Origin of the sequence: Sphingomonas pokkalii (genome assembly GCF_003096275.1) — a bacterium.
In the GTDB taxonomy this organism is placed as follows: Bacteria; Pseudomonadota; Alphaproteobacteria; order Sphingomonadales; family Sphingomonadaceae; genus Sphingomonas; species Sphingomonas pokkalii.
In genome coordinates this window covers 65,035-78,336 of sequence record NZ_QENQ01000001.1, presented here as the reverse complement: position 1 = coordinate 78,336, position 13,302 = coordinate 65,035, and the positions used below count along the sequence as shown (strand labels likewise).

At 66.4% G+C, this 13,302-nt stretch carries 12 protein-coding genes; 8 read left to right on the top strand and 4 right to left on the bottom strand.

All coding sequences use genetic code 11. The features are described from left to right. Positions 1-71: 71 nt before the first annotated feature. The 5 genes from DD559_RS00375 (at position 72) to DD559_RS00360 (ending at position 4,235) form a co-directional block, all read left to right on the top strand. Positions 72-1,289 (top strand): argininosuccinate synthase, encoded by a 1,218-nt coding sequence (locus DD559_RS00375; protein ID WP_116467450.1) that lies wholly within the window; start codon positions 72-74, stop codon positions 1,287-1,289. 89 nt (positions 1,290-1,378) lie between these two features. After that, positions 1,379-1,873: a hypothetical protein gene (locus DD559_RS00370; RefSeq protein WP_116467449.1), complete on the top strand. Its 495-nt coding sequence runs from the start codon at positions 1,379-1,381 to the stop codon at positions 1,871-1,873. Beyond that, a complete protein-coding gene (locus DD559_RS00365; protein ID WP_116467448.1) occupies positions 1,855-2,094 on the top strand; it encodes a hypothetical protein in 240 nt (79 codons plus the stop codon). Before DD559_RS00370 ends, DD559_RS00365 begins: the two co-directional genes overlap by 19 nt. A 275-nt stretch (positions 2,095-2,369) precedes the next feature. Beyond that, complete coding sequence (locus tag DD559_RS19705; RefSeq protein WP_165830940.1) at positions 2,370-2,510, top strand: hypothetical protein; 141 nt, start codon at positions 2,370-2,372, stop codon at positions 2,508-2,510. Between the two features lie 39 nt (positions 2,511-2,549). Then, entirely contained in the window at positions 2,550-4,235 is a 1,686-nt protein-coding gene (locus DD559_RS00360) for a hypothetical protein (RefSeq protein WP_116467447.1), read from the top strand. Between the two features lie 177 nt (positions 4,236-4,412). Here DD559_RS00360 and DD559_RS00355 read toward each other — a convergent pair whose 3' ends face one another. Genes DD559_RS00355 through DD559_RS00340 form a run of 4 tightly spaced genes read right to left on the bottom strand, consistent with a single transcriptional unit; the run spans position 4,413 to position 8,883 of the window. Beyond that, positions 4,413-5,552, bottom strand: coding sequence for a GNAT family N-acetyltransferase (locus DD559_RS00355; protein ID WP_116467446.1), 1,140 nt, complete (start codon positions 5,550-5,552; stop codon positions 4,413-4,415). Positions 5,553-5,591: 39 nt separating this feature from the next. Next, complete coding sequence (locus DD559_RS00350; RefSeq protein WP_116467445.1) at positions 5,592-6,869, bottom strand: mechanosensitive ion channel family protein; 1,278 nt, start codon at positions 6,867-6,869, stop codon at positions 5,592-5,594. Then, entirely contained in the window at positions 6,866-8,056 is a 1,191-nt protein-coding gene (gene metC, locus DD559_RS00345) for a cystathionine beta-lyase (RefSeq protein WP_116467444.1), read from the bottom strand. Before metC ends, DD559_RS00350 begins: the two co-directional genes overlap by 4 nt. Next, positions 8,053-8,883 carry a sulfurtransferase gene (locus DD559_RS00340; RefSeq protein ID WP_116467443.1) on the bottom strand — a complete coding sequence of 277 codons (831 nt, stop codon included), beginning with the start codon at positions 8,881-8,883 and terminating at the stop codon, positions 8,053-8,055. The genes metC and DD559_RS00340 overlap by 4 nt, the downstream gene beginning before the upstream one ends. A gap of 214 nt (positions 8,884-9,097) precedes the next feature. Between DD559_RS00340 and queF the strand changes: the two genes are divergently transcribed. From queF to DD559_RS00325, 3 genes are all read left to right on the top strand, one after another. Then, positions 9,098-9,544, top strand: a complete 447-nt coding sequence (queF, locus tag DD559_RS00335) for a preQ(1) synthase (protein ID WP_116470609.1) — start codon at positions 9,098-9,100, stop codon at positions 9,542-9,544. Positions 9,545-9,685: 141 nt separating this feature from the next. After that, a complete protein-coding gene (locus DD559_RS00330) occupies positions 9,686-11,956 on the top strand; it encodes a glycosyltransferase family 4 protein (RefSeq protein ID WP_116467442.1) in 2,271 nt (756 codons plus the stop codon). 50 nt (positions 11,957-12,006) lie between these two features. Beyond that, entirely contained in the window at positions 12,007-13,293 is a 1,287-nt protein-coding gene (locus tag DD559_RS00325; protein ID WP_116467441.1) for a glycoside hydrolase family 130 protein, read from the top strand. The last annotated feature ends 9 nt before the right edge of the window (positions 13,294-13,302 follow it).

The window sequence follows — 13,302 nt, the reverse complement described above, 5'->3', positions numbered from 1 at the left end:
TGCGTGGCGGGCGCGGGGACCCTAGAGGCCCGGCGATCCATCCATCCCTTTTACCCCGGAGTCCCTGCCCCATGTCGGATAAGATCAATCGCGTCGTCCTCGCCTATTCGGGCGGCCTGGACACGAGCGTGATCCTGAAATGGCTGCAGCAGACTTATAACTGCGAGGTCGTCACCTTCACCGCCGATCTCGGCCAGGGCGAGGAGCTGGAGCCCGCGCGCAAGAAGGCCGAGATGGCCGGCGTGAAGCCCGAGCACATCTTCATCGAGGACGTGCGCGAGGAATTCGTGAAGGACTATGTCTTCCCGATGATGCGCGCCAATGCGCTCTACGAGGGGCTCTACCTGCTCGGCACCTCGATCGCGCGACCGCTGATCGCCAAGCGCCAGATCGAAATCGCCAGACAAGTCGGCGCCGATGCGGTGAGCCACGGCGCCACCGGCAAGGGCAACGACCAGGTCCGCTTCGAGCTCGGCTATTACGCGCTGAACCCCGACATCAAGGTGATCGCGCCGTGGCGTGAGTGGGACCTGACCAGCCGCACCAAGCTGATCGAGTTCGCCGAATCGCACCAGATCCCGGTGACCAAGGACAAGCGCGGCGAGTCGCCCTTCTCGACCGACGCGAACCTTCTCCACACCTCGTCCGAGGGCAAGGTGCTCGAGGATCCGTGGGAGGAAGTGCCCGATTACGTCTATTCGCGCACGGTAAACCCGGAAGACGCGCCCGACACGCCCGAGACGATCACCATCGATTTCGAGCGCGGCGACGGCGTGGCGCTCAACGGCCAGGCGATGTCGCCCGCAACGCTGCTGACCGCGCTCAACGAGCTCGGCCGCAAGCACGGTATCGGCCGGCTCGACCTGGTCGAGAACCGCTTTGTCGGCATGAAGTCGCGCGGCATGTACGAGACGCCGGGCGGCACCATCTATCACCTCGCCCATCGCGGCATCGAGCAGATCACGCTCGATCGCGGCGCCGCGCACCTCAAGGACGAGCTGGCCCCGCGCTATGCCGAGCTGATCTACAACGGCTTCTGGTTCTCGCCCGAGCGTGAGATGCTTCAGGCGGCGGTCGACTATAGCCAGGAGAAGGTCACCGGCACCGTGCGGCTGAAGCTGTACAAGGGCAGCGTGATCGTTACCGGCCGCAAGTCGCCGTACACGCTGTACAGCGAGAAGGTCGTGACCTTCGAGGACGACCAGGGCGCCTATGACCAGCGCGACGCGGCGGGCTTCATCAAGCTCAACGCGCTGCGCCTGCGCCTGCTCGGCCGCCGCGGCGGCTGAACCGCGTTCTCTCGTGGTTCCAGGGACCGAGCGCTTTTCCCTAGGCCGGGTCTAACCCGCGATTAACCACGATCGCGTAGCCCGTTCTCATGGGAACGGGCCTCCTTTTCAGTGTCGGGCGCGACATCCGGGTCGCGCTGGCATTGGCGTTGCTGCTCGGTGCCGCCTGGGCGATCCGGGACTGGCCCCATCTGGCCGCATTGCGCCTGCCCGATGACGGGGTGCGGCTGCAGCAGATCCGCGACTGGCTGGCAGGCCAGCGCTTCGCCGATCTCGCCCGGCACCGGCTGAGGCCGCCGTCCGGCATGGAAATGCACGGGACCGGCGTCGCCGATTTGCTCCCCGTCGGCATGATTCTGCCATTCGGCCCGCCGATCGGGGCGGAGGCGACGACGATCGCCGCCGCGACTTCGCTCTGCACCGGCCCGGCAGCCACTGCGCGCGTCACTTCGTTGCCACCGGGCATGATCGCCGCGCCGATCGATCTCGGCGCCAATCTGCTTCCGTCCAGCCGCCATCGGCTGCTCGCCGGCCCCTATCGCCGCACTGCCAAGGAAATCGTGCCATGGTCGATCTGTTCCTGAGCCCGCCCGCGTCTGCCGAGGCCGTCGCCCGGCGCTGGGGCGTGGACTATGTCGCGCTCTGCCCCGACGGGTTCGACGAACTGGGCGCGAAGGGCCCCGTGCCCGACCTTCTCGCTGGTGCGCTGCGGGCAGGGCAGGTGCCGGGCTGGCTGGCGCAGGTCTCCGCGCCCGGCGAGGCACCGCGCGTCTATCGGCTGGTAGGACGCGGGACGCGCCATTAATCCCGAAACGCTGGTGGGAACGCGCTGGCGCTGGCGGCGGTGCTGCTCGGTGCAGTGCCGCTGCGATGGCCGGCGGTGCCGCCGCTCGCACCGTTGCGGGGCTTGGCGGGTGCGGCCGGGCCGGAGGGCAGCTCGGAATGGCTTTCGAAGCCAAGTTGAATCGCCTCGCTGCTCCGCGATCGGCCGGCGGATGCTGGGTCCGAGGACCGCGGTGACCCCTCGCAGCTGCTTACGATCCGCGCTGCAAATTTCCTTAGCGGCCGTCGTCGGCCGTGGTGCGACGTTTCAACCGCCGCGCCTTCGATCATATCTGGACGATGGGCTTCGCGGACCGCCGCCCGCCAGCCCCCGATCTGGTGGAGGTGACGCGGACTGGTCCCTCGATGCTCTACCGTGTCGTCCGTTCGTCCCACTAGCGCTTGCCGTACCTGCCGTGCGCGCATTAAAGCGGCCCGATGGAACAAGGGGATCGGCTGCACTGGTGGCAGACACGCTGGTTTGTGCTCTTCGCGACGCTGGTCGCCATGGTGCCGCTGTTGTGGCCGGAGATTCCGCCGCTCGTCGATCTACCCGGCCATATGGGGCGCTACCGCGTCCAGTTTACCTATGATTCGGTGCCTTGGCTGCGCGAGTGGTATGATTTCCGCTGGCAGCTGATGGGTAACCTGGGGGTTGATCTGGCGATCATCCCTATGGCTAAGCTGTTCGGGCTGGAACTTGGCGTGAAGCTGATCGTCCTCACCATTCCGGCGATGACGGTGGCGGGGTTCCTGTTCATCGCGCGCGAAGTGCATGGTCGTATCCCCGCGACGGCGCTGTTCGCGCTGCCGCTGGCTTATGCGTTCCCCTTCCATTTCGGCTTCGTCAATTTCGCCTTCTCGATGGGGCTGGCGATGCTGGCGTTCGGGCTTTGGCTGCGGCTGGGGCGGCTGGGCAAGTTTCGGCTGCGTGCAATCCTGTTCGTGCCGATTTCGGTATTGATCTGGGTGGCGCACACCTTTGGCTGGGGTGTGCTGGGCGTGCTCGCCTTCTCCGCCGAACTGATCCGCCAGCACGACCTGCGCCGCAACCGCGCGCTGCCCTGGTATCAGGATCTGAAGAATGGCTGGATCGCGCCATTTTTCTTCGCCGGCATCCAGTGCCTGTCGATGGCGCTGCCTGCGGTACTGATGGTGCTCTGGCGCGGCGGCGAGCATGTGTCGGGCCAGACGTTCGACTGGTTCAACTGGCGCGCCAAGACGCTGTGGGTGACGCAGGTGTTCCGTGATCGCTGGCAGCTGTTCGATCTGGCCAGCGTCGGCGTGATCTTCCTGCTGATGCTCCGCGCGATCCGCGACCCCAACATCCAGTACTCGCGCAACCTGGGCCTATCGGCGCTGTTCCTGCTGCTCGTCTACATCCTGCTGCCGCGTGTGGTGTTCGGATCGGCCTATGCCGATATGCGGCTGGTGCCGTTCCTGATCGCCATCGCGATCCTGGCGATCCGCCCCAAGCCCGGCCTGTCGATGCGTGGCGCGGCGGTGGTGGCGGCGCTGGGCCTGGCCTTTTTCCTCGGGCGCATCGGCGCGACGACGGCAAGCTTCTACCTCTACGACAAGGCCTATGACCGCGAGCTGAAGGCGCTGGAGCATCTGCCGGTCGGCGCGCGGCTGGTGAGCTTTGTCGGCGAGACCTGTTACAACGAATGGGCGATGACGCGGCTGCAGCACGTCCCCGGCCTCGCGCTGGAGCGGCGGCTGGCCTATACCAACGACCAATGGTCGATGCCCGGCGGGCAGTTGCTGACGGTGCGGTACCGCGCGGCAAAGCGCTTTGCGCATGATCCGTCGGAGCTCGTAACCAACGTGCAGTGCCCGCGCGAATGGTGGCGCCCGATCGCGCGCAGCCTGGCGCTCTTCCCGCGCGACGCGTTCGACTATGTCTGGCTGATCCGCCCGCCGGCGTTCGACAAACGCTATGAGCAGGGGCTGATCCCGGTGTGGCGGGACGGGCCGAGCGTGCTGTACCGCGTGGATCATGACGTGCCGGGACCGGAACTCAACCCCGGCGACCTGCCGATTCCGCGACCCGAAGCGGTGCTGATCCGTGAGGCCGAGGCGGCGGGCGAACTGCCGGGGAACGGGACGGCGCCGCCTTCTTAAGGGGGGAGCGTTCCGAATAACCCTCGTCATTCCCGCGAAGGCGGGAATCCATTCGTCTGTGCGTTGAGGGAAACGAACCGCGGCATCACCGACAATGGATCCCCGCCTTCGCGGGAATGACGAGGGTTTTTGGTCAAAGGCGATAGCTCAGCCTTGGCGGAGGACGACGAGAGGGGCCTACTCCGCCTTCTTGAACGGCGTCAGTTCTTCCAGATATTCCTGCTCGCGTTCCACCGCCGCCTGTTCGCGCACCAGAAAGTCGGCGACGGCGCGGCGGAAGCCGGGGTCCGGCAGGTAATGCGCGGACCAGGTCGTTACCGGCACATAACCGCGGGCGAGCTTGTGTTCGCCCTGCGCGCCGGCTTCGACGCGGGGCAGGCCGCGCTGGATCGCGGCGTCGATCGCCTGATAATAGCAAAGCTCGAAATGGAGGAACGGCACGTCCTCCACGCAGCCCCAATAGCGGCCGTAGAGCGCATCGGCGCCGATAAGGTTGAGCGCGCCGGCGATCGGGCGGCCGTCGCGTTCGGCGAACATCAGCAGCACGCGGTCGCCCATCGCTTCGCCCAGCATCGAGAAGAAGGGGCGGGTGAGGTAGGGGCGGCCCCATTTGCGGTTGCCGGTATCCTGGTAGAAGGCCCAGAACGCATCCCAATGCGCTTCGGTGATCTCCGCGCCGGTCAAATGGCGGATGGTCAGTCCCTTGACGGCGGCGGCGCGTTCCTTGCGGATTGCCTTGCGCTTGCGGCTGGCGAGCGCGCCCAGGAAATCGTCGAAGCTGGCATAGCCCTGATTGTGCCAGTGGAACTGGGTGCCGGTGCGGATCAGCCAGCCTGCGGCTTCGAACAGCGGTACCTGCGCTTCGGCGACGAAGGTGACGTGGCCGGAGGAGAGCTTGTGCTGGTCCACCACCGCTTCGATCGCGCCGATCAGCGCTGGCGCCAGCGCGGGATCGCGCAGCAGCAGCCGTGGGCCGGGGACGGGCGTGAACGGCACTGCCACCTGCAGCTTGGGGTAATAGCGGCCACCGGCGCGCTCCCAGGCGTCCGCCCAGCTATGGTCGAACACATATTCGCCCTGGCTGTGGCTCTTGGCATAGGCGGGCGCGATGGCGGCGGGCACGCCGTCCGCATCGTCGACCACGATCGGCAGCGGCTGCCAGCCGGCCCGCGCCGTCGCCGAGCCCGAAGCCTCGAGGATCGACAGGAAGATATGGCTGAGAAAGGGATTGCCGGCCCCGGCACAGGCATCCCACTGCGCCGCCGGGATCGAGGCGACGCCATCGGCGAGGCGGGCGGTGACGGAAGGGGATCGCACGCCGCCTAAGATAATGCACCCGGCGCCCGCCGCCAGCCCCTATTCCGCGGGAGGCAGCGCGCGCATGTGCACGTCCCGGCGCGGTGCCGGCACGGTGATGCCGTGTTCGCCGAACAGTATCCAAAGCCGGTTGAGCACGTCGCTCTTCACATTGCCGACGCCGCTTTCGGGATCGCTGATCCAGATCAGGATGTCGTGTGCCGCGCCGTTCTCGCCCAGTGCGGTTAGCCACACATTGGGCGCCGGCGTATCGAGCACGCGCGGGCTGTCGGTCGCGGCGCGCAGCATCAGGTCCTGCGCAAGCTCCAGGTCGCACCCATAGGCCACCGTCACCGGAATCCGCACGCGCACGTTACGATCGGTGTAGGACCAGTTCTCGACTTCCTGTGTCATCAGATTCTCGTTCGGAATCAGATGCTCCTTGCCGTCGCGGGTGATCACGGAGACGGCGCGCACGCCGATCTTGTTCACCCAGCCGAAACTGTCGCCCACCACGATCACGTCGCCCGGCTTGATCGATCGATCCATCAGCAGGATGATGCCTGCGATGAGGTTGCCGACGGTCTTCTGCAGGCCAAAGCCGATCGCCAGACCAAACGCGCCGGAGAACACCGCGAAGCTCGTCAGGTCGATACCCAGCAGGTCGATGCCGACGAAGAACGCCACCGCCAGAATCGCGATACTCGCCAGCTTCTGGCCCAGCAGCCGCTGGGTCGCATCCAGGCCGTGGGCCCGGCCGATCCATTCCGCCAGCAGCCGATTGGCCAGCCGCACCAGCGCATAGATCAGGATCACCGTCACCGCGACGGTGAGCAGCGACAGCAGCGACAGCCGCCGCGTGCCGATGTCGAACCCGATCCGTGCCAGCAGCGCCTCGATCACGCCCAGCCCGCCCATCGTCTTGCTGAGCAGCGAGGCGAAGGCGATCGTGCCCATCGCCCAGGTGATCAGCCGCGGCAGGCCCAGCCCGCGCAACACCTCCACCACCGCCAGCGCCATCACCAATCCCAGCAGGATGCCGAGCAGCAGCGTCGTCGGCGGATGCCAGGGCCAGGCGCCGGTCAGCGGCGACAGCAGCAGCGCGGTGGTGAGATAGCGGGTGATCCGGCACAGCCGCGGCTGGATGCCGTTGGCATGCTCGCCGAGCACCCGATGCCAGAGTCCCGCAAGCTGCGCGCCGACCCGCTGGCCGACCAGCACGCCCACCGCCAGGGCGAGTGCCGCGAGTCCCAGCGCCACCGACATCTCGCCCAGTTCGGCCGGAGAGGGGAAACGCATCCCCATGCCGGCGAACCGGTCGAGCATATCGCGCATCATCCGTGTGCGGCAGCGAAGCGGGCGAGGCCTGCTTCGAGGTCGGCCATCAGGTCTTCCGGCTCCTCCAGACCGATATAGAGCCGGATCGCCGGGCCTTCGGCTTCCCAGCGGCTGGCAGTGCGGATCCGCTGCGGATCGGCGGGAATGGCCAGGCTTTCATAGCCGCCCCAGCTGAAGCCGATGCCGAAATGGCGCAGGCCGTCGATCATTGCCGTGCGCGCCGCATCATTGCCGCCCTTGAGCACGATCGAGAACAGCCCGCTGGCACCCCGGAAATCGCGCACGAACAGATCGTGACCCGGGCAATCGGGCAGCGCCGGGTGTAGCACCCGCGCCACTTCCGGCCGGGTCTTCAGCCACCGGGCGATCTTCAGGCCGCTGGCGCCGGACTGGCGCAGCCGCACGTCCATCGTCCGCAGCCCGCGCGCGGCGAGATAGGCGTCGTCGGGGCTGGCGCACATGCCCAGCTGATAGGTGGCGGCGCGCAGGCGCTCATACTGGCCCGGCGCGGCCGTGACCGATCCCATCATCACGTCCGAATGGCCGACGACATATTTCGAGCAGGACAGGATCGTATAGTCGATGCCCTTCCCGATCGCCGGGAAGTAGAGCGGCCCCGCCCAGGTATTGTCGAGCAGCGTGGTGATGCCACGCGCCTTGGCGACGGCAACGATGGCGGGCACGTCCTGCACCTCGAAGGTGAGGCTGCCCGGGCTTTCCAGGAAAATCGCCCTGGTGCGTTCGCTGCAAAGCGCGGCGATGCCTTCGCCGATCATCGGATCATAATAAGTGGCGGTGATGCCCAGCCGCTTGAGCATCCCGTTGCCGAAGGCGCGGGTCGGCTCGTAGCTGCTGTCGGGCAGCAACACCTCGTCGCCGGGGGACAGCACCGCCAGCAGCGCGGTGGTGATCGCCGCGACGCCCGAGGGATAGAGCAGCGTCGCTTCGGCGCCGGGTTCGAGTTCGGTCAGCGCGTCGGCGAGCGACCACTGCGTCGGGGTGCCGCGCCGGCCGTAATAGAGCTTGTGATGCGTATCCGCGCTGCCGCGTTCGCGCATCTCCGCGATATTGTCGTAGAGGATTGTCGAGGCACGCCATACCGGCGGGTTGACGATCCCTCCCGTCCATTCGGGGCGGCGGCCGGCATGGACGAGCTTGGTCGCGTCCTTGTCCTCGTGGCCGCTCATGCGCCGAGCACCTTTGCGGTATCTGCTTGCGCGCCCCATTCGGTCCAGCTGCCGTCGTAGAGTGCGATGTCGTGCCCCAGCAGGTGTGCGGCGAAGACGATCACCGACGCGGTGATACCCGAGCCGCAGGTGGCGACCATCGGCCGGGTCAGGTCCAGCCCGGCGGCGTCGAACACCGCGCGGATGCCCTCGGGCGACTTCCAGCGGCCGTCGCTTTCGAAGAAGCGGCCATAGGGGATGTTCTTCGCATCCGGCATATGGCCGGCGGCGCATTCGGGGCGGGGATCGGGCTCGTCGCCGCTGAAGCGCGCGGCCGAGCGGGCGTCGACGATCTGGTCGGTGGTGTTGCGCATGTCGTCCAGCGTGCGCAGCTGCGCGGCCGGTTCGCCGGCGTTGAAGACGGTGGCGGCGGCCAGATGCGGGCCTGCCTGCACCGGCCGCCCTTCGGCGCGCCAATGGCCCATATTCCCGTCCAGGATCGCAGCCTTCACCCCGAACATCCGCAGCACCCACCAGGCGCGGCAGGCGGTGTGGTGCGGGCTGTTGTCGTACAGGACGATCCGCGTCGTGCCGGTCACGCCGAGCTGCGCCATCCGTTCCTCGAACAGGCTGCGCTTGGGCAGCATCGACGGCAGCGGATTCTCGGCATCGACCAGCGTGTCGAGATCGAGCAGCCGCGCACCTGGGATATGCCCCGCCTCGAATTCAGCGCGCGGATCCTGCTTCGCCGCGCCGGGAATCGTGGAGGTATAGGTGGCGTCAAGGACCAGCAGGTCGTCGGCGCCCAGCATAGCGGCGAGCGCGTGGGTGGTGATCAATCCGTCCATGGGCGTTCCGATATTGCCTTTCTCCGGGGCCGAGTATGTTCGCGCCGCTGTCCCCCTCACCCTTTCGCCGCTTCGCGGCTCCCTCCCTCTCCCACAAGGGAGAGGGTGAGGGGGACAAACCTCAAATGAGACCACCTCGCCAGGCGAGGAGATGCGATGTCACCCGTCCCTCTAGCCCTATGGAAACCGCACCGCAAACGCCTACATGGCGCGCATGGACGCCAAGCATCTCGGAAAGCAATCCGCCCTGCCCGCCACGCCGGAGGAGGCGGAACTCGATTATGTGCCTAACCCCCGGGCGGGCACGCGCTATCTGGTGCGGTTCGCCGCGCCCGAATTCACCTCGCTCTGCCCGATCACCGGCGCGCCCGATTTCGCGCATCTGGTGATCGATTATGTGCCGGGCGAGCGGATCGTCGAATCGAAATCGCTCAAGCTGTTCCTGGGCAGTTTCCGCAACCATGGCGCGTTCCACGAGGACTGCACCGTCGGCATCGGCGAGCGGCTGTTCCGGGAAATGGCGCCGCTATGGCTGCGCATCGGCGGATATTGGTATCCGCGCGGCGGCATTCCGATCGACGTGTTCTGGCAATCGGGCAAGCCGCCCGAGGATGTCTGGATCCCCGATCACGGCGTTCCCGGATATCGCGGCCGCGGCTGAACGGCAGATTTACAGCACGGTTCGTCAGGTATAAGGTTGTGCATTGCAGCGAAACTGCAACCTATTTGAAAAACGGGAGTTTAACAGGACTTACGGCCCATGATTGGGCCGAGTCCATCATGCAGTAGCGAAAGGTCCGCCATGGCACGGTCTCCGATTCATCCGAGGATCCGGCATCTTGCCCTGATCGGTAATTTCTTGCCGCGCAAATGCGGCATCGCCACTTTTACTACCGATACCTACAGCGCGCTCTCCGAGCGCTATCCGGGGATTCAGGTCGACGTCTACGCGATGGATGACCGCCCGGGCCATTATGCCTATCCGCCGCAGGTAACGGGCGCGATCGCGCAGAACGATCGCGGCGCCTATCTGGAAACCGCCCGCAAGATCGAGGCGAGCGGCGCCGAGGCACTGTGGATTCAGCATGAATATGGCATCTTCGGCGGCGCCGCCGGCGAATTGCTGCTGGCGCTGACCGACCGTATATCGCTGCCCGTCATCGTTACGCTGCATACGGTGCTGGAACGGCCGAGCGCCGATGAGCGCCGGGTGATGGAAGCGCTGATCCGCCGCGCCTCGACGCTGATCGTGATGGCCGAAAAGGGTCGCGAGATCCTGAAGCGGGTGCATGGCGTCGAAGACGGCAAGATCGAAGTCATTCCCCATGGCGTGCCCGATCGCGTCTTTGCCGACACCGCCGAATTCAAGCCGCAGTTCGGCTGGGAAGGCCGCGACGTCGTCCTCACCTTCGGCCTGCTGGCGCCCAACAAGGGAATCGAGACGGTGATCGAGGCGATGTCGGCGGTGGTGGCCGAGCATCCGGACGCGCTCTACGTCCTGCTGGGTGCGACGCATCCCAATCTCGTCCTCCACGAAGGCGAGGCCTATCGCGAGCGGCTGCTGGCGCAGGTGGAGGCAGCCGGACTCGGCCGCAACGTCCAGTTCGTCAACCGCTTCGTCGAGCAGGGGGATCTGCTGGACTATCTGCAGGCGGCGGACCTGTATGTTACCCCGTATCTGAACCCGGCCCAGATCACCTCGGGCACGCTTTCCTATGCCGTGAGCATGGGCAAGCCGGTGGTTTCCACCCCCTATATCCACGCCACCGAAATCCTTGCCGACGGCCATGGCGTGCTCGTCGACTTCGGGGACGCCGCCGCGTTCGCGCGTGAGATCAGCCGCCTGCTGGGCGACCGCCAGGCCCGGCGTGCGATGGCCGAACGCGCCTATGCCCGCGGCCGCACGATGTTGTGGACGCGGCTGGCGGAGCGCGCCATCGCGGCGTTCGATGCTATCCTGGACGAAAAGCCCAGTCGCATCGGCCGATCATCTGCCGAACTGCCCCCGCTTCGTCCCGAACTCACCGCGGTGGAGCGAATGAGCGATGCGACCGGCATTCTCCAGCATTCGATCTATTCGGTGCCGGATCGCCGCCATGGCTATTGCATCGACGACAATGCCCGCGCGCTGATCCTGATGAACCGGATCGACGGGATCGACGACGTGGTGCGCGATCGCTGGACGGCGATCTATGGCGGCTTCGTGCAGCATGCCTGGAATGCCGAAAAGGGCAGGTTCCGCAACTTCATGAACTTCGACCGCAGCTGGTGCGAGGACGAGGGTTCGGAAGATTCGAACGGTCGTGCGATTTGGGCGCTCGGGGTTACCGCCCGCGATGCGCGCGCGCAGAAGCATCGCGACTGGGCCTCGGTGCTGTTCGACGAGACCGCGTCGATCGCATTCGATCTCGGCAGCCCGCGCGCGCACGCCTTTGCAATGCTGGGAGCGGCGGCCATGGCCGAGGCGCATCCCGGCCATGCCTTGTCGCGCGAAATCCTGACGCGCTTCGGCGATGAACTGATCGCGCTGCTGGAAACGGCGCGGCGCCCGGCCTGGAGCTGGTTCGAGATCGTGCTGGCCTATGACAATGCCCGACTGCCCGAAGCGCTGCTGCGTGCGGGGCAGGTGCTGGGCCGCCGCGATTTCGTCGATACCGGGCTCGAAACGCTTGCCTGGATCGTCGATCGCCAGACGTCGCCCGAAGGCCGGTTCCGCGCGGTCGGCACCGAAAGCTTCGGCCGCCCCTATGCCGATCCGCTGCCGTTCGATCAGCAGCCGCTCGAAGCGCAGGCGACGATCGATGCCTGCATCGCCGCGCACGACGTGACGGGGGCGCGGCGCTGGGCGGAAGAGGCGATGCGCGCCTATCGCTGGTATCTGGGGGCGAACGATCTCGATACCCCGCTGGCCAGCGTTGCCGATGGCGGCTGTTTTGACGGGCTGATGCCGACGGGACTCAACCGCAATCAGGGCGCCGAGTCGATTCTTGCGCTCCAACTGGCGAATTGCGCGATCTCTGCTCTTTCAAAGGGCAATAAAAGCGTGGCAGGACCGGAACTGGCCGTCGCCTGAAACGATACGGGGGACGGTGCCGTAACGAGCGCGTTCCCCGGGGGTTGCTAATGCCGGAACTGTTTCACCATCCTCTGCGGCTGCGCGCAGATCCGTCGCGCGTCGTGGTGCGCCCGTTCCATATCGCCTGGGCGTCGACCAACGGCGGGGCGCCGAGTCGCACCGAACGGATCGTGAGCGAAGTGCTGGCGCTGTCGCCGGGCGAGGCGCGCGCGCAGCTGGAACTGGTGCTCAAGGATTTCGAGGCGCGCCACTGGCAGACGCGCCGCGTGTTCATGACGCGCTACGACGAGATCGAAGCGATGCTGAAGCTGGACGGCGCGGCGATCGGCGACGAGAAGCGCCAGTTGCTCGGTGCCTATTTCTGCCACGAATACAGCTATGCCGCCGCCGCGCTGATGAACCCGAGCGCAGTGCCGCATTACGACCAGACGGGGATGCCGCCGGGCAGCATGCGGATCCTGATGTCGTTGCGCGCGGTGGGCGAAGGGCACATCTCGTCGGTGGCGTTTCGCGAAGGCATCATCACCGACGGCGGCGAACTGGTGCTTGCCCCCGAGCCGCCCTTCGCCACCGCCGCCGATGCCCATGAGCCGGACGAGCGCGCGATGGAAGGGCCGGTGCGCATCTATCGCCACCGCGATTCGACGCTGTCCGGCACGGTGATCTTCCCGATCACCCGCGCCCAATCGAACGGCCTGGAGGATCTGCGCATCTGCCACTTCCTCCATGACGATGGCACGCCGGAATGGATCGGCACCTACACGGCCTATAACGGATCGGTGATCCAGTCGGAACTGCTGCGGACCCGCGACTGGCGCTCGCTGGACCTGGTGCCGATGACGGGCAGCGCCGCCCGCAACAAGGGCATGGCGCTGTTTCCGCGCAAGGTGGACGGGAAATATATGATGCTCGGCCGCCAAGACGGCGAGAATATCTTCCTGCACACCTCGGACGACATCACCCATTGGGAAGGCGGGGCGATGATCATCAAGCCGCGCTTCCCCTGGGAGCTGGTGCAGATGGGCAATTGCGGCCCGCCGATCGAGACCGACGATGGCTGGCTGGTGCTCACCCACGGTGTCGGCGCGATGCGCAAATATTCGATCGGCGCGGCGCTGCTCGACAAGAACGATCCGTCGAAGGTGCTGGCCCGTTCGCGCGAGCCGCTGCTGGCCGCCGCCGACCAGGATCGCGAAGGCTATGTGCCTAACGTTGTCTATACCTGCGGCGCGATCCGCCACGGCGATAGCCTGTTCATCCCCTATGGCGTGGCGGACAGCTCGGTGGCGTTCGCCTTCGCGCCGATCCAGGCGCTGATCGACCAGATGGAATGACGGAGAACG